The sequence below is a fragment of the Shewanella pealeana ATCC 700345 genome, assembly GCF_000018285.1.
Classification (GTDB): domain Bacteria; phylum Pseudomonadota; class Gammaproteobacteria; order Enterobacterales; family Shewanellaceae; genus Shewanella; species Shewanella pealeana.
In genome coordinates this window covers 1817107-1838521 of sequence record NC_009901.1, presented here as the reverse complement: position 1 = coordinate 1838521, position 21415 = coordinate 1817107, and the positions used below count along the sequence as shown (strand labels likewise).

Genomic DNA, 21415 nt, shown 5'->3' with positions numbered 1-21415 from the left:
CAGATCCAGACTCTGCTAAAAAATATCAATGTACTAAACAAGATAGTGAAATAGACGCCAGTGTTATTGAACAGGTTCGATTGTGGCTTGATAGACATTAGGGGTACGGATCACCGGCCTTATCTCGCCAGAAATCCAATATATTTGGTTCTCTTTTTGCGATATCGCAAGGGGGCCCGCTCCCCCCGTAAAAGGCACTTCCTTACTTAAAGTTGACCAGTTATCTTTATTGAGATCATAAATAAGCTGTTGGCGGCTAAAGTTAACCTCTTGCTCATTCAAACTAAAATAATATTGTTTGAACTTAGATAGCCTATCCTGTGCACTCGTGGTCAATTGAAAAATAGCATCGTTAAACACTTGCCTGTTTACACCACCAAGCAAAATGAACTGCTCATCGTTAATCACCGCAACCCCTCCACCAGCGACAGAATAGGGTTGGTCTTTAACCGTAATCGGCGTAAGTGTTCTCCAGCTTAGTGCTTCAAAGTCAAACGCATAAGCGTCGGTTAGAACATAACGTCCTTTTCCTGCCAACACATTGGCACCACCAAATACATAAAATTGTTTGTGATGCTTTATGGAAGGGAAATCGGCTCTCGCAAGCCCCGGGATTGGCGCTATCTTATCTTTATTGATGCATTTTTGCTGTTTCAAAGAAAACTGACACACAGCATTACTCACTACGCCGTTATGCTTACCAGCAAATAAAAACAGTGAGTCGTCTTGCCAGGCCGCCGCGCCAGAATCCCAAGTAAAAGGCAGTTGATTAACAGCATTCACCACAGGTTGAGAGTTATCATCTAGTGTCAGCTTTAGAATAGAGTCGAAGGCTTGGTCGTTATTTTTACCTCCAACAAGATACAGACTATTGCCAACAACGACAGTTGCACCATGCCCTCTTGCGGAGGGTAAGTGACCATGAGCTACTAGCTCAAATTGATTATTTGCGGTATCAAAAACAAAAATATCTGAATAATACTGCTTAACCCCCTTATCAAAAAAAGGGTGGCCCTTAGGAAAATTAGCCCCGCCAGCAACCACAAGGTAATCACCGACAAATGCGCTATAGGCACCAGCTATACCGATAGATTGATTAAAGCCTTTAGGAGCTGGTAGTTGCCCTGCTTTTACCCAACTCACCTTGGCCTGAACAGGTACTTTTGTTTGACTTTCCACAGCTAACGCTGGCCCACAAACAAGCGCGACAAGCGGCATAAGTAGGAAAAATAACTGAGTAGGCTTCAAGCGGAACTCCTTAACTTTTAAGTAAAATAAAACCTAATCAACATTGATTAGGTTTTAGGACATTACACCGACAACAAGGCATTTATTGTTATAAAAAGAGCATGCCTTTCCCAGCTATTAGAATGTCAATTTAACACCAGCAAAGATTTGACGACCAATAACATCATAAGCTTGAGGCGTAGTATTAGTACCTACTGCCGCACTTGTCGCCTGAATATCTGGCTGCTCATCAAATAAATTATTTGAGCCAAGATAAACATTAACAGCATCATTTATTTGGTAACTAGCTCTAAGATCAACATAGTAAACCGCATCCATGGTATTAAGATCATCCGACAGCGTCGTTTCACCAAGCACACCCTTAGTTTCAGAGCGGTAAGTCAACTGTGCATATAAGTTAAAAGCATCAGTAATGTCATAAGAGGCATTCATCGTATAACGATACTCAGGGAATAGGGTTTTTCCTAAATTATCAATTTTTCCACCAGGTGTATCGATTTCGTATTCACCAAGGTAGTTAGCGATTAAATTCAAATGTAAATCTTCAAGCGAGTAACCTATCTCAAGATCTAAACCGCTAGTTGAAATGGTGTCGGCATTAATTGATGTAGAGTAAATATTTAGAATTGGACCGTCTTTTACGTCACGCACGACTTTGCCGCCACAGCTTGCATCAAATTGTGATGGGTCAGCGTCATAACAACGCTCAACCATAATATCGGGAGTGATTGTGGTAATACCATCTTCAATTTCGATATCATAATAATCGAGTGAAACGTATAAATTATCTATCGGCGTTACAACAAATCCTAAAGTTAATGAATCAGCAGTCTCCTCTTTAAGATCTGGAGAGCCGCTCTGCATTACTAAAGTATTATTGGTTTCTGAGCCAACCAATACATACTCACCATTTGGATCGGTCGCCATTCGGTTGGAGATAGCGGCAATCGAGCTACAGTTTACATCTCTATTCGACGTGCCCGAATTAGTCGTACCGTTACAAACATCAATGGTAGGGTTAGCGACGCTGGTTGTTCCTGTAGAAAAGATATCATTAATGTTTGGCGCGCGCACAGAGCTTGATTGACTCGCACGAAGACGAATCACATCATTAATGGGTGCATCTAGACCGAGTCGATAAGTTGATGTGGTACCGATTGTAGAGTAGTCGCCCACACGGCCCGCTAAACTCACATTCAGCCAATCAGCGACTGGAATATAAAGCTCACCAAAAATTTCGGCGACATCGAAACTACCGTCGATGGGCTGAACCGCACCTTCACGTGTAATGCCTAGCTGACGGAAACTATCTGGGTTTTCAACAGCTGACTCTTTACGGTACTCAAGACCCGCAGCAAAGCCCATATTGTCGTGACCAACTGACAAATCCAGCTCACCAGAAACTACACTAGTAGCAACAAATTGCTCAACTTTGCCGGTCTGGCCGGTAGCAACGGCAAGGTACTTTCTGGCTTCATCAGAAAAACCGACAATCCCTGCTTGTCCGGCTAAGCTGTCTGTTGTACCAAATGGATTAACCGGTAAACATCCGTAAATACGTGCTATTTCATCAGCACACTGGTAACCACCATTACCATCTTCTTCAATCGTAACCGCTTGCTGCATATGCGGAATACTAAAGTCACCACTGTTATTTTGTTGCTGTGAGGTAATACCGTATGTCGCACTTGTTTTCCAATCTAAATCATTGTCAAAATAGTAGCTATAACTGCCCGCAATACGGAATGTTTCACGATGGTTCTCTGTGAGTCGATTGCCGAACTCAAAGGTACGACGGTTAGTGGATACGCCATCAAGGGAAGTATCCGACCCCATAACCGCAAGAAGTTGCTGCCCTGCACTACTTCCCACGAAGAAAGGACTTGTTGCGACATCGATACCTGTTGTTCCGCCATCACCTTTTCTAAAAATATTGTTTACTACATCGATTGGCGCTTCTTCTAGATCAACACGTGCTTTTGTTTGTGCGTAATTAATTTCAACCTCAAAAGCCGAGTTTTCAGATACATCGAAGCTAATACCGGAAGCGACATTAAAACGTTCGAATGGCGTAACAAGAGTACGGTTTGCGTGCTGGTTATCCCAGTCAGACTCTCCCATTGGTTGATAGTTACCATCGAGTAAAGGCTGATTAGTATTGAACGGATCGCCATTACCAAAGATTTTTAAGTCACCATAACCCAGTGAGGCACCGTCAACGTGGCCAGGGCCATCTCGTCTAGCAATCGAGTCTCTAATACCGTCTCCGTTTGTATCGAGAAAACGCATTTCATACTTAGAAAAGTCACGGTCTGAAGAATTTAGTACGTCTTGATTAGAATAACCAACTGATACCCATGCATTACCTGAATCGAAATTCTGACCATAAGTAAAATCGACATTCTGTCGACCTCCACCGCCTTCGGTTGAATCAGCGGCAAAGGCGTTAAACTCTAAGCCATCATAATCTTGCTTAGTAATAATATTAATCACACCTGCAATCGCATCAGAACCGTAAATTGCAGATTGACCACCAGTCAATACATCGACACGCTCGATAATTGCGGTTGGGATGGAGTTTAAGTCAACACCGTAACCAGTATTAGCGGAAACACCAGATACATAACGGCGTCCATTAACCAAAACCAATGTACGCGCAGAGCCTAAGTTACGCAGTGAAGTGGTTGAAACACCAACATTACTACCCGCACCACCCAGTGATACGTTATCGCTTGAACCATTTATCGATGCAGTAACAGAAGGGATTTTATTCAGTACATCACCAATAGAAATAGCTGCAACACCTTCAATGGCGTCTTTACCAATCTCAGTAATCGGCGCTGAAGATGAAGCGTTAGCGCTGCCCTTAAAAATATTAGAACCAGTGACAACAATTCTTTCAACATTGTCACTTTCTTGCTCCGCGTCATTTGCTATAGCTGCAGAACTAAATAATCCAGCAATACATAATGACAGTGCGCTGCGGCAAAACATCCTTTGATTGGTATTCATAACTTCCCTCTCTGAGTTTTATAGTTTTATTCAATGTGCAACTGTTTCTGATGTAACTAAGGTTTAAATCGATAAATTTTAAAGCAAGTAATATCTAGCTATCTCGACATCATGCAGTCAACCTATCATACCAGTATACACGTAGCAACATTAACAACCCAAAAACAAACAGATTAATCACAACCACGCAACATACCTAACTAATGCTACGCTAAAAGTAGGGGCTAAACAAAAAACCAAACATACTTACAAACCAAACATTTTCAATTAGTTATTTGGCTTTGTATATGTAAAACAGATGTTTGAACCAGAGCGGAAATGCATAGGAAGCATTTTCATGAACTGAATTGATTAAAAGAAGATTTAAAATAAAACTAGCGGTTGTAACTGATAAATTAAACAGTGTGAGGTAGCAGATATCGCTAAATGAGCACTTTTCCATGAGGGAACCCTCAAGACTTGATTCATAAGTCTGATACTCTGATGAATCAGTTTTGAAGGGGCAATAATGATTGAGGGAATAGTTAGGTAGTGGATAGTACAAAGTGCAGACTAAATAAATACCCTACTGGTCTTAACTGCGATTATTTAAGCGCTATGGCTTTTACCTTAAAAGCGATCGCCGATGACTCTCCCAGTGCAACAGCTCGCATACCGGGATGAATAATCTTCCAATAAGCTCTATCCTCCAAGCAGACTGTCCCTGAGAAGTGTTCGATATTGACGCCGCCCTTACAGTTTTTTCCCCAATAATCTTGGTTCTTATCGGAAAAAGTAATGTCTAGTTCTGTGGGCTTGGCGCTGATAACGTGCCATAAATTACAGCCACCAGCAACGAGAGCAAAGCTCAATATTATATTACCCACTAATATGGCAAACACTTGTTTACTCGTGCTCTGGCCGACTTGCTCTGCACGCTCCCTTCCCTCCTGCGACAAGGCTTTAAGCAGCAATATCGGCAGCGTAAGAGCATAAATCACGCCCACTGCGATGTAGGCTGAATTAAAAATATCATCATGCCAAATTACATCCGATAAAAAGATGAAGGACAATAAGCCAAGACAAGCGGCTGTGATATAGGCTAAACCAAGATATTTAATCGCTTGGCTGACTTGGGTTTGCTTAGGGAAATAGTATTCAACAAACTTGGTCTCACTCTCGCTCAAGAGTCTCTGCAAATGATCTTCTAGTTCGCCAAAGCTCACAAAGCCAAATTCCTTTTGCCGCTCTCGGCCTCCTTTCGCACTGGTGTAATACAACGCCAATAAACCTTCCTCTTTACTCAGCAGATCATAAGTAAAAGTGATCTCACACTGTTTCATCTTTATCTGTACGATTAGCATCGGCATGGTGAGCGCTCCACTCCCATCAACGCTCGGTTCTTCAAATACGACACAATCAAGCACCTCCTTGAGACGATGCTTTAAGTTAGTGCGGCTTGTCACCGCCCCAAACTCTTGAGTTTGACCAGATGCTAACTCCAATGACAGCGAACTTATCTTCATGGTTAAAATACCTGCTCTAACAGTGCGCTAATCTGATTGTTGTCATCATCCCAAGAATGCTTGGCATTAGTGTTTCTAAAGGTTTGATCAGCGTTGGCTTTCTCTTGTGGCGTCAAGTGTCCTGCGGCTTGTTTAACTAAGCTTCGAGACTGAGAAAAATCATTAGCTCTAGCGTACAAGCCCCAAAGGTACGCTTGGCTATAATCACCAAGGTTAAAGTAGTGAACAGCCAAATTATGTTGGCCAGCAGGGAAAGATTGCACGGCGGATTTTTCAATCCAAAATAAGGATTTAACCTGACTTTGAGGTACGTAATGGCCAAAGTGATATAACAAGCTTAAATAGTATTGAGCAAAAGCATTATCGCTATTCTTACTAAACCAGCGATATGCCTGCTGATAATTGTTAACTGTTGTCAGATCGTAAAAATAGAGTGTAGCCAGTACCAGTTGGCTGCCTACATCGCCTTGCTGAGCAGAGGGAGTAAAAAATGCACGCGCATCTGAGTAGTGCTTATTGTTAAAGAGGATAAAGCCTAACTCTCTAGCCTCTTCAACTGATACTTTTGCGCTGTACTTCTCGATACCGCTAAGGGCAACTGGCGGCGCACCAAACAGCGTATTGAAGATAATAATGGCGATGAATATGACTAAGGAGAACCCCAGCCCTTTAAGTTTTTCTTTCACACTATCGATCCATTTAAGTTAACTGCATACGTGAAGTGGGCGCTTAAAACGGCTGAAGTTTGACATAAAGCAACTAGAGCAGCAACCACATAGAAAACGCGCTTAATTACAATTTACCCAGAGAAAAGCTAAATCAAAAAAAAGACACTAAATGTTACCAGCCTCCCACCGTCCTGATGTATAAACTGCAAAATCATAGACATGGAACCACTTTGCGAAGGAAACTTACTTACCCTTACAAAACAAACCCTTAACAACATCAAATTCAGGCCGAATCTGTCATATATACTACTTGCAGATTGCAAATACTTAATGTAAAAAGCACCTGTTTTATCCTTAAGCCCAAAACGTTTCAGCCACGTAAGTTAATACTTGGTCGCGTGCATTAATAATTCCAAATGGGCAAGTAACAGTAAATCATGACTCTATACAAATTGATCTTCTCGTGCTCATTCTCTGGAACAAAACATGTTCAAAAAAACAAGCCTTCGTCGAAAATTGAAAGGCCTTTCCATTAAGTTATTCTGTAAAAGAAAGAAGATTACGATTACAGATACGCCTTCATTTAGTGGTGCATGGCCATATATTAGTAATAAAGGTGTAATACGACTTGGCGGACAATGTAGTTTTCGCTCTTTCCGTTTGCATCAAACCATTACCGTACAAGCAGAGGCAACATTAGAAATTGGTGAAGGCTCATTCTTTAATGACGGGGTTAACATCTGTGCATCACAATCTATAAAAATCGGGCGTAACGCCAAAATTGGCGATATGACTTACGTTTTCGACACCGACTTTCACCAATTATCTCCAGACCGTGATGTAAAAAAGGCCTCGGTAGTGATTGGCAATAATGTGTGGGTTGGTGCAAATTCAATGATCCTTGCTGGTTCTTCTATTGGGGATAACTCTGTCATTGCTGCAGGTTCGATAGTTGTTGGAGAAATACCACCAAATTGCTTAGCAGCAGGTACCCCAGCAAAAGTGATAAAGTCACTCAATATTCCAGATGGTTGGCTGAGACAATAAAACATTTGGAAATTAAACTCGTAAACACCAACGCTATAGACATTCGTAGCCATGTATTAATATGTTAGTTTCATAGCTGTCCAAGTAAACTCAGCGGCACGACTAACAAAAAAGCTCAAGCAAATTGCTTGAGCTTTTTTTGTTTTTAGTCGCTCGGATTTGGCCCCTATTTGCCCCCCCCCCAATCAAACCGTGCAAATACACCGTTAAAACAGCAACTTAAAACTAGAACGGCATCTTCATGCCTGGTGGTAGTTGCATACCGCCAGTCACTTCAGCCATTTTCTCTTTTTGATTCTCTTCTACGCGGCGCGCTGCATCGTTACAAGCTGCTGCGATAAGATCTTCTAGCATCTCTTTGTCGTCTTCAAGCAGGCTTGCGTCGATATCAACTTTACGTACGCTGTGAGAACCTGTCATAGTGACTTTTACTAGGCCAGCACCGGCTTCGCCAGTCACTTCCATACGTGCGATTTCTTCTTGCACTTTAGCCATTTTGTCTTGCATCATCTGGGCTTGCTTCATCAAGTTGCCCATACCGCCTTTTCCAAACATACTCTAATTCTCTTCTATTATTTATCACAACAAATAAAGTGGGCTAATCTTACTAAAAAACCAATGATTAGCAATGAAAGCTGAAATTCAATTGTAAAAATTATGACTCAGTTAACCGCTTAAAGTTCGCAATATCGATCAACTCAATCTGTTTTCCTTTCTGTACTAATAGCTCTGGTGCATAAGTTAACGAATCGTCCGTCATCTGAGCCCCCATATTCTGGGTTAGCCAGCGCACATTATCATCGGTCATAAGATCGTGATGTGCCTGCACTAAGATCTCTTTGTTGAAGCGTCGCCTGACTTCAAGTGGCGTTTCTCTATCGTGATCGGCGCCAACTGTCACACTCACACTGCATTGCTCACCTAGAGAGTCACTCATAGCCTCTTCTAACTGCTTAATAGCCACATCCGCAGCTAAATGCTTCTGATCGGGTTTAAGCAAGAGTGACAAGGGTTGCGCAAACTGATGGCAGACTGAGTTCACCGCCAACTGACGCACTCGGCCGCCAACTTCAAGCTCTGACATAAAGCGATACCATTTAAGGTCCACTTCATTTCCTGTCAATTCACCACTGGGTAATACTGGTAAGTTTAGCTCAGCATCCTGAACAGGAGATGAATCAACTGCTGTTTGCTCAGCCCTCGCCTCATCTTGCTCAGAATTAAATTCGGCATGCTTTACTTCTTCATGTGTGGTTTTAGCCTCACTGACCTGGGTCTCAGCATTCGGGTCATCAAATCGCGCACAAGGATCCTGCTCGTGGGGCTCTTCCCAAGGCGGCCTGTCGATAATTTCAGACTCATTGTCCTCAGCTAGATCCTGAATTTGATCTTCTCTAGATTCAAGGCTATCAGGCGAAGAGATATCGCTACTCTTTACATCAGGCTGCTTTCGCGCCGGAGGTGAAAAAGGTTTACGAACCTCTAAAGACTTTTTTGAGGATTCCTCCTTAGGATCATCCTCTCCTAGTCCATCGAGTAAACTGGCTCTGGCTGCTAGCACTGCGTCCAAAATGTCATCACTCGAAACAGAACTTGCATCGGTCGTTGAGCTAACAGGCAAAGTCGCTGATTGAGTCTGCTCAACGGCTTCATCACCTTGAGATAGCGCAGATGGGTCTTGATTGACCTGATAACTGAGATCGTTACCATTATCGAAACTGTAATCATGGCTAGAGCCATCGAAGGCTCCGGCATAATCGGCATATGATGCTAAATCATCATCGCTGTAATCTGCATAGCTCGCGTTATCGCTGGAAGTGCTATCTTGTTCTCTGGCTGTAAAATTCTCAGACTCAGACTTAAATTCAGGAGCTGGAGTAGTCTCAGTCTCAGTAAGACTTTGAGGCTCAGACTTTGCTTGATGTGAATGCTCTGATTGAGCTGATTGAGCTGAAGGCTCAACCTGAAGTGAAGACTCTAATTGCGCTGAAGGCTCTTTTAGTGTTGAAGTCTCACTCGCCTTTTCAACATTATCAGCTACTTCAGGAACATCTGCGGTAGCTACCTCTGTATCAACCACTGTCGTCATTTCAGCTTGATTAAAGCCCTGACTCTGAGCCTGGCTCATTATCATGGCCATCTCGCTGTTAAGGCTTGCATCAGGCTCTTCTAACGCCGCACTATCTTGGGCTAATTGCTCGCTGTTCGGCTCCGTCACATGAGCTGAAGCGTTCGCCGAAGTTGAGACTACTGGGTTTAAAGCAGCAGGAGCTGAGTCTACCGCCGCTTGAGCGTGACTTGTTGATACTGGATTAACTGGCGCAACAGCTACAGCAGCTTGAGCGGCTAAAGCTTGAGTCTTATCGGCTTTCGGTATACTCACCTCAGCTTTCGACTCCACTGCCCAGCGCGTCACAGGCTTTTCTGGTACGAAGGTCACCGCTCGAAGCAGTGCCATTTCGAGTCCTGACTTTGGATCAGGCGCATGGGGTAAGTCTTTACGCCCTGTCAGTAGCAACTGATAGTAAAGCTGTACCTGCTCTGCTGATAGCTGCTGTGCAAACGCTTTTATCTGCTCGCTATACAGTGACATTTGCGCGGCTGCTGGTGCAAATTGAGTTAAGGTAATTTGGTGCAACAACTCAAGTAAGCTGCGCAGTACCTCTTCTGGTTCTGCGCCAAATGACAGCACTTTGGCCGTCACTCGCATCAAGTCCATCACATCGGCTTTAGCGAGTGCTTCAAGCAGTGCAATAACATGCTTTTCATCGATGCTACCGAGCATGGTTTGCACTTGCTCAAGTTTGACTTGTCCGGCACCGAATGCAATGGCTTGATCGGTCAAGCTCAAGGCATCACGCATACTGCCGTTCGCCGCTTTAGCAAGCAAGGTTAAAGCTGACTCTTCAAAAGTCAGTTGCTCTGCCGTTAAAATATGGTTTAGCTGCGCGCCAATCTCATCTTGAGTCAGACTCTTAAGATTAAACTGTAAACAACGAGAGAGAACCGTCACAGGCAAGCGCTGTGGATCGGTTGTCGCCAGTAAGAATTTTACGTGCTCAGGGGGTTCTTCAAGCGTCTTAAGCAAGGCATTAAAACTGCTGCGAGAAAGCATGTGCACTTCATCGATTAGGTACACCTTATAGCGACCACGGCTCGGTCTATACTGCACGTTATCGAGCAGTTCTCGGGTGTCATCGACTTTAGTTCTTGAGGCGGCATCTACTTCAATCAAGTCGACAAAACGGCCTTCGGCAATTTCAACGCACGCTGAACATTGGCCACATGGCGTGGCTGTGACACCTTGTTCGCAGTTTAAACCCTTAGCAAAAAGACGTGCAAGACTGGTTTTACCCACACCGCGAGTACCGGAAAACAGATAAGCATGGTGCAATCTTTGCTGAGTAAGCGCATTGGTTAATGCATGTAAAACATGAGATTGACCAACCATTTGCTCAAAAGTGGCAGGGCGCCATTTTCTGGCCAACACCTGATATGACATGGAACTCCCCAACGTGTCATGAATATGGTTTCGGGAGCACGCTCCTCGACATCGTTGAACAATAGCATGCAACGGTTTTACATGCTATCTCAAGCGTCTTAGGAGCGATTTGGCGGTGATTAATTCACCTTTTAAGATAAAGAATCGACAGTTTTGCCAACTCCTTATTGCTACTGTTTATCGCAGCAGCCTATAGACTTATTCGCCTTCAAACTCACAAAGACTGATTAGCTTAAGATCCATCGCTTTTAGACGCTCTTCACCACCTAAGTCAGGTAATGAAATAACAAAAGCGGCATCGTTTACGCTTCCGCCTAATTTACGGATAAGCTTAACAGTCGCTTCGATTGTACCGCCAGTTGCAAGTAAGTCATCGATTACCAGTACTTTGTCGTCAGCATTGATCGCATCAACATGGATCTCTAATACATCATGACCATATTCAAGCTCATAGCTTTCTGAAATCGTTTCTCTTGGTAATTTACCAGGCTTACGAACAGGTACAAAGCCTATGCCTAGCTCAAGGGCTAAAGGTGCGCCAAACAAAAAGCCGCGCGCTTCAGTACCGACAACCTTAGTAAACCCTTGGTCTTTATAGTGCTCAACTAAAAGGCCAATGGTGAGTTTATAGGCTTGTGGATCTTCTAATAAGCTAGTCACATCTCTAAACAGGATCCCTTCTTTAGGATAATTAGGGATGGTTTTAATGCTGTTCTTTATTAGTGCCAAGCTGTCAGTATTCATTACCATAATTCTTTACTTAATCTACTTTAGTTTGCTGACATCCCCAGCCCCAAAATTTGATTATGCCGGTATAGATGTCATCGAAGTGTAAAAATCGGCATCAAGCTTAAGCCGCTTTATACTGAGTTGCAACCTAGTAACGCCAGAAGTGTAGTCTCAATCTAAGCTATTTTGTGTTTCAATTGTTTTTATGTGGGGAGGCTTTTGAAGAAAAGCCACAATAGGGCTTAATTTTCAATATGATGAATCAATACAGTGGGAAGTTAACCGTCAATTTCAGGAATGCTTCTCAGATAAATAATTAAGCCTGTTCCAAGACATGCCAGCATCACTTTTACCCAAATTAGCGGAACAATCACAATACTGGTTAAAAAACTCAGGCTACTTACTATATAGGCCTTCTTCTTTAAACTTCTGCGAATAGCACCCTGCGACTGCCAATTTTTCAGTGCATCGGCAAACCAAGGGTGACTCATCAACCACTGGTAAAGCCTATCACTAGAGCGAGCAAAACAATATGCGGCCAATAAAATAAACGGCACAGTTGGCAATATAGGTAGCAATATTCCTAACAAGCCTAAGACTAGACTGCAAAGTCCGATAATAAGAAAAAAGCCACGCTTTAACGCCATCAATCAATCCTAAAAAACAAAAAGCCACTCTGTATTGAGTGGCTAGTATACCCGAGCTTGGCTTAAAGGCGGATTAAATTAATCCCACTATCTTTAACCAAGAAAGGCTTGCGGGCAGTGTAGGGATAAGCATTACAAGAATAAAACCAATAAAATAAACAATGTTAAATGGGTCTTTAAACGGCTGACTCATGACTTCCTCTCTTATTATTGCTAACTGCATTTATTGATCTAGATCAATTTTTGCGTTCATTATAGAGATCAGTCTTATGAATAGAAAGCCTATTTAAGTAATAAACCCCTTAATAATTCCCTTATGACTCAGGTCTGTTAGCAGCTGTAAGCAGCCTTGCGTTAAAACATCCGAGTCGATGTGGCTAAAGGTTCGAACTAACCACTCTAGCAGCGCCTTATAATCCAAACTCTCGTGGAGCGACAGGTAAGCAAGCACCTGAGCTGTTAACGGGTTTAAATGTAAAAAGCTGACGTCATCGTTCTCATCGCGGTAAATGCAAAAGAATTGGGCTTGTTCTGCCGGCTGCTGAGGTTGGTATTTAGGGCTAATATGTTGAACATCATAAGCATACTGAGCAATTTTAGCGGTTGCTGCAATACATAGGGTTTTATTCTCAATGTCGCTAGAGGTAATGAGTCGGTGCTTCGCATTGTCTTGGGCAACGGCTACTACTAACTCCAGCCATTCATAATGTGCTAATTCAAGCATAAAGGGCGGATCGATTTCTGTGGCTTCATACTCCGTTTGCAGAAATAACAGAAACTCTTGAGAGATCTCTAAGAAAATGGGGCTATGGCAGTCATGTGTGATAAAAAACTTTTGCACTAAATCTAACCAATCATGCTCTTTGTACAAGCTCTTTAACACAGGAAAAGCATTTGAAATAAAACCATCGATATTATTGAAAAATAGCTCACGATAAATTTTCATTCGCCGCGCTTCTATCCCCTCAGGAGGCTGGAGAGAAGGATCTTTAATACAGTCCATAAAATTCTGCTGTACCTTAACAAAGCTCATTAGGCACTCCTTTTCAAACTGTCTAAATGTCGATTTTGATAGTCATGGATCTGGTTGATTTCGAGTAATAACTCGCTGGTTTGTGGGATATTAAAATCACGTTCGAGCAAGGTTGGAAACACACCGTGGTACTGGTGACAAGCCTCGAGTAACTTCCAAACGGGATCGACTATATCTGCGCCATGGGTATCGACGATTAAATCCTCAGCTTCTTCATAGTGCCCCGCGATATGTAAGTACGCGATTTTGTCGGTTGGCATCGCTTTTAAAAATTCAACTGCATCATATTGATGATTAATCGAATTAACATAAATGTTATTAACATCTAAAAGCATTTTACAATTAGCCTCTTGCATGACTGCCGTAACAAATTCTGCTTCAGACATTTCGGCCCCAGGAGCGGCATAAAACGACACATTCTCAAGTACTAAAGGACGCTCAATAATGTCCTCGACTTGCTTTACGCGTTGAGCTACGTGCATAACGGCTTCAGAGGTAAATGGTATTGGCATTAAGTCATACATATGCCCGCTGCCGGAACAGTAACTCAGATGTTCTGAATAGATCTCTATCTGGTGCAGATCTAAAAAATCTTTGACGCTTCTAACAAACTGAATATCCAGTGACGCAGGACTGCCGATCGACAAAGATAGACCGTGACAATAGAACTCATGTTTTTCAGTTAGTTCTCTAAACTGACGGCCAAATTTACCGCCTAACGTCATCCAGTTCTCTGGAGCTATTTCAAAAAAATCGATGGCACTGGGTACGGACTGGCACATTTCATCCAGCATTTCTCGTCTAAGGCCTAAGCCAACCTGCCCGTTATTCACCTTACTGCTATGTGTCATACTGCGCACCCATTTACATTTCAATCAGTTAAACAAGCAGGGCCAGCACATGCTGACCCCGCATAACTACCAAGACAACTTATTTAGCGCCGCCACACTTACCTTCGCCGCACTTACCCTCTTTTTTGGCTTTCTTGTCGCCACCACATTTACCTTCGCCGCATTTACCCTCTTTGGCCTTCATCTTGTCGGCACCACATTTACCTTCACCGCATTTACCTTCTTTGGCTTTCATTTTGTCGGCGCCACATTTACCTTCCCCACACTTACCTTCTTTGGCCTTCATCTTGTCGGCGCCACATTTACCTTCGCCGCACTTACCTTCTTTAGCCTTCATCTTGTCGGCGCCACATTTACCTTCGCCGCACTTGCCTTCTTTAGCCTTTTTCTTATCGGCACCGCATTTACCTTCACCACACTTACCTTCGCCTTCGACTAGCTGGTAACCGGCTTGCATCTCACTGTAGCCAAATGGATTTGCTTGTACACTGGTCGCTAAAGCACTTCCCATTACAACAGCACCTACAGCGACAGTGATTGCAGTTTTATTTACTAATTTCATAATATCTTCCCTCTTACATAATCAATACAGTATCGGTTACCAACAAAGCATTTTGTTGGCTTGCTAAATTAGACCCGCTCAGAAACAAATAAATTTCACAAATCTTACATTCATCACATTTATGACCCAATAAAACTGATAGGTCAAATAATCATCTTTATACAAACTGAGCATATTTGAATGTTTACACGCACTTCTTCCTGAAATGCCATCGATTGTCGTTCACTCACATTAATCAATTACGCATAAATCCATTAACATTTACCGTCACAATAAAGTTGTCATTGATGGGCTGTAGATAAAATGATTAAGTCTATTTGGCCGGCTGTTTAGGATGAGGTAGAATGCAGCGCCTTTAAAATACCGATATGTTGGACTGTTCAGTGCGAATAATTTTGGCGCCTATGGAAGGCGTTGTAGATGATTTAATGCGAGAGATCCTCTCTGCCATCAACCCTTATGATCTCATGGTCACCGAGTTTGTTCGTGTGGTGGATCAACTGCTGCCTGAAAAAGTGTTCCATCGCCTTTGCCCTGAGCTGCAGACCGGTGGTCAAACATTGTCGGGCACGCCTGTTCGAGTGCAGCTACTGGGCCAAAATCCTGACTGGATGGCAGAAAACGCTGTAAGGGCAATTGAACTGGGCTCAAATGGTGTGGATGTGAATTTTGGCTGCCCCGCAAAGATGGTTAATCGTAGCAATGGCGGCGCCGTCATGCTGCAATACCCTGAGCAACTCTATAACGTTGTTAAAGCGATGCGTGATGCAGTGCCAAGCGAGCAGCCTGTTACGGCAAAGATACGTCTAGGCTTTAACGATAAGTCGTTATATATGGAGAACGCCCTTGCCATTTATGAAGCAGGCGCAAGTGAACTTGCAGTCCATGCTCGCAGCAAGGTCGATGGCTATAAGCCTCCTGCTTATTGGGAATATATCACCGACATCAATGCCAAGTTACCCATCCCCGTCATTGCCAATGGCGAGATCTGGAATCGAGATGATGCCGAGCGCTGTATGAGCGTAACTGGGTGTGACAATATCATGGTCGGGCGCGGAGCCATTTCACTGCCAAACCTTGCCGCGCACATTAAAGGCGATGACACTTACACTTGGGAACAATCACTCAATCTCATGCTTGAATATACTAATCGCGAATTAGAGGGAAGAAAGAGTACTTATTACCCGGCTCGGATCAAACAGTGGTTCGGTTATCTGAATCGTCAATATAGCGAAGCTGATGAACTATTTAGAGAGCTAAGAGTGTTTAAAACGGCGGAAGAGATTATCGACGTGCTACAACGTGCACAAGACAATTTAGCCAAATAACTAGCATTTTATTGCGCTATATCGGCAAAATATAGCGCTGAATTGATCTTAGTCATAACGCATCACGCCTGCAGGTTTAGACTAACAAGCCGTAAAGTCAATAATTGCAGGCAATCTAGTGAGTACTAACCAAATCAAACAAACCTTATCCGCTATAGAGTCGGAACTAAGAGCGAAGATTGGTGCACTCCCCGAAATGCAAGCCAAGCTAATGGACCAGCAAAATTATTCTCTTTGTGAGCTCATTCAAGTCATGACTGATGTTCACCTATGCGAGCATCCATTATTTATTCAGTTGATGAGCCTAGATGCGGCGCGCTGTCAACTTGAAATTGGTTTATACGGCGTGTGCAGTGATTGTGAAAACGAAATAGAAGCAGAGCGCTTAGCCGAAGATCCGCTCGAGCAACGCTGTGCAAGTTGCAGTGGCCAATATCGCCGTCAACATCGTCAAGAATTAAGACTCAATCATTAATAGCCATAGCTAGCCATTAGTTGCTCGCCAGCAGCCAATGTTGCTGACTTAGCCATAAAAAAACCTCCGCATGACGGAGGTTTTTTACTATCTAGCTAACTCATCTATTGATTTACAAAAAGATTAGAACTTCTGGTTCAATCTTAGGTAATAAGTGCGTCCTAAGACATCATATAAACCCGTATTTGTGTCACGGTAACCCGCGAAGTCATACATGCTTGGCGCTTCTTCATCAAAGATATTGTTCACACCAACTGTGATGCTGCCGTTCCAATCATGGGTGTAACCCACCTGGAAGTTGTGCTTCATGTAACTAGGTATGTCAACGATGTAGTCATAGCCTTCATCACGAAGATCTTGACCTGACTGACTACCGATATAAACAGTTGTCCAAGCAGCGCTGAAGTCGTTTAAGTACCAACTAGCAGCGAAGTTACCACGCCAATCTGGGTAATCCTGAGTACCTGCATACTCAACCATTTCTGATGTTGCATCGGCTTGCTTATCGAATGCCATTACATGTGACACATCTAGCTTGAAGTTGAAGTCACCAAAACCTGTCTCTAGGTTATAGGCTGTCACAAAATCTAGACCTGATGTTTCAACTGAGGCGATGTTTTCTACACCCGCTTCAATGTACTCAATCTTACCGTCTGCTCCACGATGAATCTTATCTGAACCACCATTGATCTGCTCATCATATAAAAGATCATCAATACCGACTGATTCAATCTTATTATCATAAACGATTGAATAGTAAGAAAGCTCAATGTTCCACTCATCAGTTACGTTCCACACACCACCAAGTGTTAACGAGTTACCTTCTTCAGCTTCTAGATCTGGGTTACCACCGTACCAAGTTTTATATTGGTTGGTTGGTGAACAGTAATCTGCGTCAGCATCGTCGCCGTTGGCACCACACCAAACTGGATCATAGCCGCTTTCGAAACTTAGTGACTGTGAAGAGAACATCTCGCCCATGTTTGGTGCGCGGAATGAATCACCGTAGCTCGCACGTAGTAATAGTGAATCTACTGGGCGCCAGCTCAAACCAAACTTAGGAACTACTGCATCAAATGTAGATGACTCAGTCACTTCACCAGTTGCACCAGTTAGGTTACCTTCTTGCTCATAACGTTCATAACGAACAGCTGCTGAAAGCTCAACATTGGCAGGCAGCCCCATCTGGAATTCTACATAACCTGCTGTACGGTCACGTGTTGCATCAACATCATCACCACCTGAACCACCTGAGATTATACCCGCAGCAGACTCTGGATCACTGGTTTGCTCAAAGCTAATCATTTCATATTCAACACCACCAACCATAGCTAGTGATACTGCATCATTTTCGAAAATTAATGTTGAAGCAAGTGCGTCAATTTGTGTACTTTCAAATTTACCCTGGTAAACACCTGTGTGAGCAGCGGCGCCATATAGCGCTCCCATCTGCTGTTCCCACTCATCATAAGCTAAGCCTTGAGTGTTAAAGATGTCGTACTCACCTGTGTCAATTTCACTCTGGATGATATTGTCATTGATAAGATTATAGTTAAATGAATTAGTGGTAGAAGCTGAATGCTGTAGGTTTACTTCCCAATCAACACCATTAGCAACATCACTGAATCCAACGAGTCCGCCTAAGATATCGAAGTTATTTGTTTCAGTCAGTGTGTCACGCTCACCAATCTGTACTGAGCGCATGTAGATAGTCATATCTTCACCAGTAGGGTTATACTGGTTTTCTGCGTCCATCACAGGGTAGTTTGTCGATACAGGCGTACCAGCATAACGGGTATGGGTTTCAGTAAATGATGCAGAACCACGACCACGGAACTGAATATCTTCTGCAACTTCGTAACTAAAATTAGTCATAAATGAGTTACGAGTCACATCACCAAATAACTTAGTCACTTCACCATAGCTGTAGTAACAACGACCGTTATTCTCACCATCGGTACCGTTAGATACGTTTTCAGTCTGCTCACACATATCTGAGTTTGAATAGAATGCATAGATGTCTTTACCATCATCATTCTTCTCGCCAGTGTTGTAATAACCGTTAGGTACTGAGCTGAAAGAGCTATAATCGCTGTAAGTTGGGTCATTCATGTCCCAAACATCACGGTCCATCACGTTCTTAGTATCATAATACTCATAAGTAAAAGTGATGTTACCTTTGTCGGTGTTAAAACCCGTCGCTAATGAGAAACGGTTAGCATCACCGCCTTCAATACTTGGCTGCTCAGTACTAAAATCTAATTGAACACCATCGAAATCTTTCTTAGTGATAATGTTAATTACACCAGCAACAGCATCAGAACCATAAACAGCCGATGCACCATCACGTAGAATTTCAATACGTTCAACAATCGCCATTGGGATCTGAGATGTATCGGCTACCGCTCCAGAACTTGAGCTAGTACCCGGCATACGACGGCCGTCTAGCAAAACAAGTGTTGCAGAAGAACCTAGACCACGCAGGTTAACACTACTTGTTGCGCTACCGCCTGAGCCGTAGCCAGACATGCCACGCCAAGAACCAAAGCTATTTACTGCAGAGTTGTTTAAAACATCTGCAACTGTTTTCTCACCTGTCATAGCGATATCAGCAGCACTGATAACTGTAACAGGAGAAACAGTTTCCATATCGACTTGCTTAATACGCGAACCGGTTACTTCGATACGTTCTACTTTTTCATCTGCAGCTTCTTCTGCAAATGCAAATCCAGATAAAGCAACACTTGTCGCTGCAGCGGCTATAAAGCTACGACGTACTGCTTTTGCGGTTAAGGTTACTGAGCTCATATTTTTCCCCTCATATTCCAATATTATAACGTCGGAACAGTTGTATTTAGTTATTATTTTTAAAAGGAAGTTAAACACTTCGTAATAAATACTGTTTAAATTTAACTTTTAAGTCAACAGTCATCACATAAAAATAACGTAAAAGAGATTATTTGATACAAGTCCGGCGATACCCAATAAGTCAACAAACAGAAACACCCTTTAAAAACAGCAAGCTACAGGCGCAGCAACAGTTAACAAACTTAAAACAAATAATGTATCACCCGAGTGAAACATTGTTAACACCTTATTAAATACGTAAATAGAAATCGGTATGTAATTAAGCTTTCCGAATACACAAGACAACGACAAAGTTAATTTAAAAGCTAGCAACCAAGCAGGCCGAGCTTATTATCCGGAGGATTAAGAAGGGATTAACGACCTAAATAGTGGTGTTCACACAATATTAACACCAAGTAACAAGATGTATCGTTGGTTTGTATTTAAGAGTATAAAACGATTAACATCTACGCCTCCACCTCATACAAACAATTAATCTTAAAGGTAAACTCAATTAGACGTTTAATACTAAAACAAAGGTGTTTAATGAAGATATTTATTAGTACTTACTAAGTGACAACAACTCTAATAACGCGATTGATTAAACAATGCGACTGGGAGGATTCATCTATAGTGCGTTAGTAAAGTAACGTGACACTAGATTGAGAGCGGCCTGTTAACCAAATAGCAGCTTGGCCTAGCTTAATTTAAGATCTGAACGCTCAGCGAGTGTTTCATGCTTATGAGGCAAGGCCATTAATTGCTCATAGGTTCTAGCGTCCTCAGTAACTGTTCCTGTGTTGCACTCGCTAATAGCTTCTGTATTATTCTCTCCTTGCCCCCCTTAGTGTCGTACCTCCTGAAGCCATATACTCATGCATTTATGACATTCGTACTATCAGACCGCCATAGTCTTAAGCATTTGATTCGCCATATATCCACAGGTTAGTGAAGAAAATATCTTATGCCTCTCTGGAACATACAAGACCATGCAGCTTACAACGAGTGAGCGGCTAGTGATAAGGACAATTAAGTGTTAATGATAACGATTGGATTAAGGAGAGTTTGCAGAATTTAAAGCAAAAAAAAGGAGCCATTCGGCTCCTTTTTTACGCGTTCGAATTAACGAGTGCGTGGGCATAGCTCTTCAGCGCTGAAGAAGTAAGCAACTTCACGCTCTGCAGATGCTACAGAATCAGAACCATGAGCAGCGTTCTCATCGATGCTTTCTGCGAAATCAGCACGGATAGTACCTTCAGCCGCTTCAGCAGGGTTAGTTGCACCTAAGATTTCACGGTGAGCTAGAACGGCGTTTTCGCCTTCAAGAGTTTGCACCATGATTGGACCAGACGTCATGAATGCAACTAGTGCACCAAAGAATGGACGCTCGCTGTGCTCAGCGTAGAAACCTTCAGCTTGTTCTTTGCTTAGGTGAATCATTTTAGAAGCGATGATTTTCAGGCCAGCCGTTTCAAAACGGTTGTAGATAGCGCCAATGTGGTTTTTTGCAACTGCATCAGGCTTAATGATAGAAAAAGTACGTTCGATAGCCATGAAAAGCTTCCTTCTTATATAAACGGGTTTTAATTTTCGCGCGGATTATACGAAATTAAAGCCCCATTGCCTACCCTTAAGCCGCAAACTAGTTGAGATAAGTCCGGTAGCCAAACAAGAAAACCTCGACCAAGTCACACTTCCCGCCAATCACAACCGATTTAATTAGATAAAACAGCATTAGCTAAACAATTGAATAGCAATAGAGGCCAATCACATCAAAGCATGCTACTTACGCTTTTTTACCCAAATAAAGCCTGCGGCTATCACTGCTAGCAAGGCAATTGCTGGCGCTACATCGACAAAGTGATGGAATAAACCAATGCCTCCATGGCCTTCATGCGCCATAACTGTCATGGGTAAAAACAAGATCGCTAATAGTAACTTACGCATAGGTACTTCCCTTT

The 21415-nt window shown here is 42.8% G+C and carries 17 protein-coding genes; 3 read left to right on the top strand and 14 right to left on the bottom strand.

Annotation, left to right across the window (positions count from 1 at the left end; genetic code table 11):
• Nucleotides 1–63: 63 nt before the first annotated feature.
• From SPEA_RS08005 to SPEA_RS07990, 4 genes are all read right to left on the bottom strand, one after another.
• Complete coding sequence (locus tag SPEA_RS08005) at nucleotides 64–1248, bottom strand: cyclically-permuted mutarotase family protein (RefSeq protein WP_041410883.1); 1185 nt, start codon at nucleotides 1246–1248, stop codon at nucleotides 64–66.
• Nucleotides 1249–1365: 117 nt separating this feature from the next.
• Nucleotides 1366–4260 carry a TonB-dependent receptor plug domain-containing protein gene (locus tag SPEA_RS08000; protein WP_012154762.1) on the bottom strand — a complete coding sequence of 965 codons (2895 nt, stop codon included), beginning with the start codon at nucleotides 4258–4260 and terminating at the stop codon, nucleotides 1366–1368.
• 584 nt (nucleotides 4261–4844) lie between these two features.
• On the bottom strand, nucleotides 4845–5765 hold the full coding sequence (locus SPEA_RS07995) for a hypothetical protein (protein WP_012154761.1): 921 nt from the start codon (nucleotides 5763–5765) through the stop codon (nucleotides 4845–4847).
• 2 nt (nucleotides 5766–5767) lie between these two features.
• Nucleotides 5768–6451: a tetratricopeptide repeat protein gene (locus SPEA_RS07990; RefSeq protein ID WP_012154760.1), complete on the bottom strand. Its 684-nt coding sequence runs from the start codon at nucleotides 6449–6451 to the stop codon at nucleotides 5768–5770.
• Between the two features lie 468 nt (nucleotides 6452–6919).
• Here SPEA_RS07990 and SPEA_RS07985 point away from each other — a divergent pair, with 468 nt between their 5' ends.
• A complete protein-coding gene (locus SPEA_RS07985) occupies nucleotides 6920–7480 on the top strand; it encodes an acyltransferase (protein WP_012154759.1) in 561 nt (186 codons plus the stop codon).
• A 225-nt stretch (nucleotides 7481–7705) separates the two neighbouring features.
• Here SPEA_RS07985 and SPEA_RS07980 read toward each other — a convergent pair whose 3' ends face one another.
• From SPEA_RS07980 to SPEA_RS07950, 7 genes are all read right to left on the bottom strand, one after another.
• On the bottom strand, nucleotides 7706–8035 hold the full coding sequence (locus tag SPEA_RS07980) for a YbaB/EbfC family nucleoid-associated protein (RefSeq protein ID WP_012154758.1): 330 nt from the start codon (nucleotides 8033–8035) through the stop codon (nucleotides 7706–7708).
• A gap of 100 nt (nucleotides 8036–8135) precedes the next feature.
• Entirely contained in the window at nucleotides 8136–10982 is a 2847-nt protein-coding gene (gene dnaX / locus SPEA_RS07975; protein WP_012154757.1) for a DNA polymerase III subunit gamma/tau, read from the bottom strand.
• Nucleotides 10983–11180: 198 nt separating this feature from the next.
• Nucleotides 11181–11732: an adenine phosphoribosyltransferase gene (gene apt / locus SPEA_RS07970; RefSeq protein WP_012154756.1), complete on the bottom strand. Its 552-nt coding sequence runs from the start codon at nucleotides 11730–11732 to the stop codon at nucleotides 11181–11183.
• A gap of 257 nt (nucleotides 11733–11989) precedes the next feature.
• Complete coding sequence (locus SPEA_RS07965; protein WP_012154755.1) at nucleotides 11990–12358, bottom strand: YbaN family protein; 369 nt, start codon at nucleotides 12356–12358, stop codon at nucleotides 11990–11992.
• Nucleotides 12359–12644: 286 nt separating this feature from the next.
• Entirely contained in the window at nucleotides 12645–13391 is a 747-nt protein-coding gene (locus SPEA_RS07960; protein ID WP_012154753.1) for an HvfC family RiPP maturation protein, read from the bottom strand.
• Nucleotides 13391–14242 (bottom strand): HvfB family MNIO-type RiPP peptide maturase, encoded by an 852-nt coding sequence (locus SPEA_RS07955; protein WP_012154752.1) that lies wholly within the window; start codon nucleotides 14240–14242, stop codon nucleotides 13391–13393. The genes SPEA_RS07960 and SPEA_RS07955 overlap by 1 nt, the downstream gene beginning before the upstream one ends.
• A 79-nt stretch (nucleotides 14243–14321) precedes the next feature.
• Nucleotides 14322–14804 (bottom strand): HvfA family oxazolone/thioamide-modified RiPP metallophore, encoded by a 483-nt coding sequence (locus tag SPEA_RS07950; RefSeq protein ID WP_012154751.1) that lies wholly within the window; start codon nucleotides 14802–14804, stop codon nucleotides 14322–14324.
• A 383-nt stretch (nucleotides 14805–15187) separates the two neighbouring features.
• On the opposite strand from SPEA_RS07950, the gene dusC reads away from it, so the two are divergent.
• Nucleotides 15188–16132: a tRNA dihydrouridine(16) synthase DusC gene (gene dusC / locus SPEA_RS07945; protein WP_041411343.1), complete on the top strand. Its 945-nt coding sequence runs from the start codon at nucleotides 15188–15190 to the stop codon at nucleotides 16130–16132.
• A 118-nt stretch (nucleotides 16133–16250) separates the two neighbouring features.
• The gene (locus tag SPEA_RS07940; protein ID WP_012154749.1) at nucleotides 16251–16607 is read left to right on the top strand and encodes a TraR/DksA C4-type zinc finger protein; all 357 of its coding nucleotides are present in this window, start codon (nucleotides 16251–16253) and stop codon (nucleotides 16605–16607) included.
• A gap of 123 nt (nucleotides 16608–16730) precedes the next feature.
• Here the strand turns inward: SPEA_RS07940 and SPEA_RS07935 are convergent, their stop codons facing one another.
• From SPEA_RS07935 to SPEA_RS23245, 3 genes are all read right to left on the bottom strand, one after another.
• Nucleotides 16731–19415 carry a TonB-dependent receptor gene (locus SPEA_RS07935; protein ID WP_012154748.1) on the bottom strand — a complete coding sequence of 895 codons (2685 nt, stop codon included), beginning with the start codon at nucleotides 19413–19415 and terminating at the stop codon, nucleotides 16731–16733.
• A gap of 1161 nt (nucleotides 19416–20576) precedes the next feature.
• Nucleotides 20577–21008, bottom strand: coding sequence for a nucleoside-diphosphate kinase (gene ndk, locus SPEA_RS07930; protein WP_012154747.1), 432 nt, complete (start codon nucleotides 21006–21008; stop codon nucleotides 20577–20579).
• A 228-nt stretch (nucleotides 21009–21236) separates the two neighbouring features.
• Nucleotides 21237–21401 (bottom strand): hypothetical protein, encoded by a 165-nt coding sequence (locus SPEA_RS23245; RefSeq protein WP_012154746.1) that lies wholly within the window; start codon nucleotides 21399–21401, stop codon nucleotides 21237–21239.
• Nucleotides 21402–21415 lie beyond the last annotated feature (14 nt).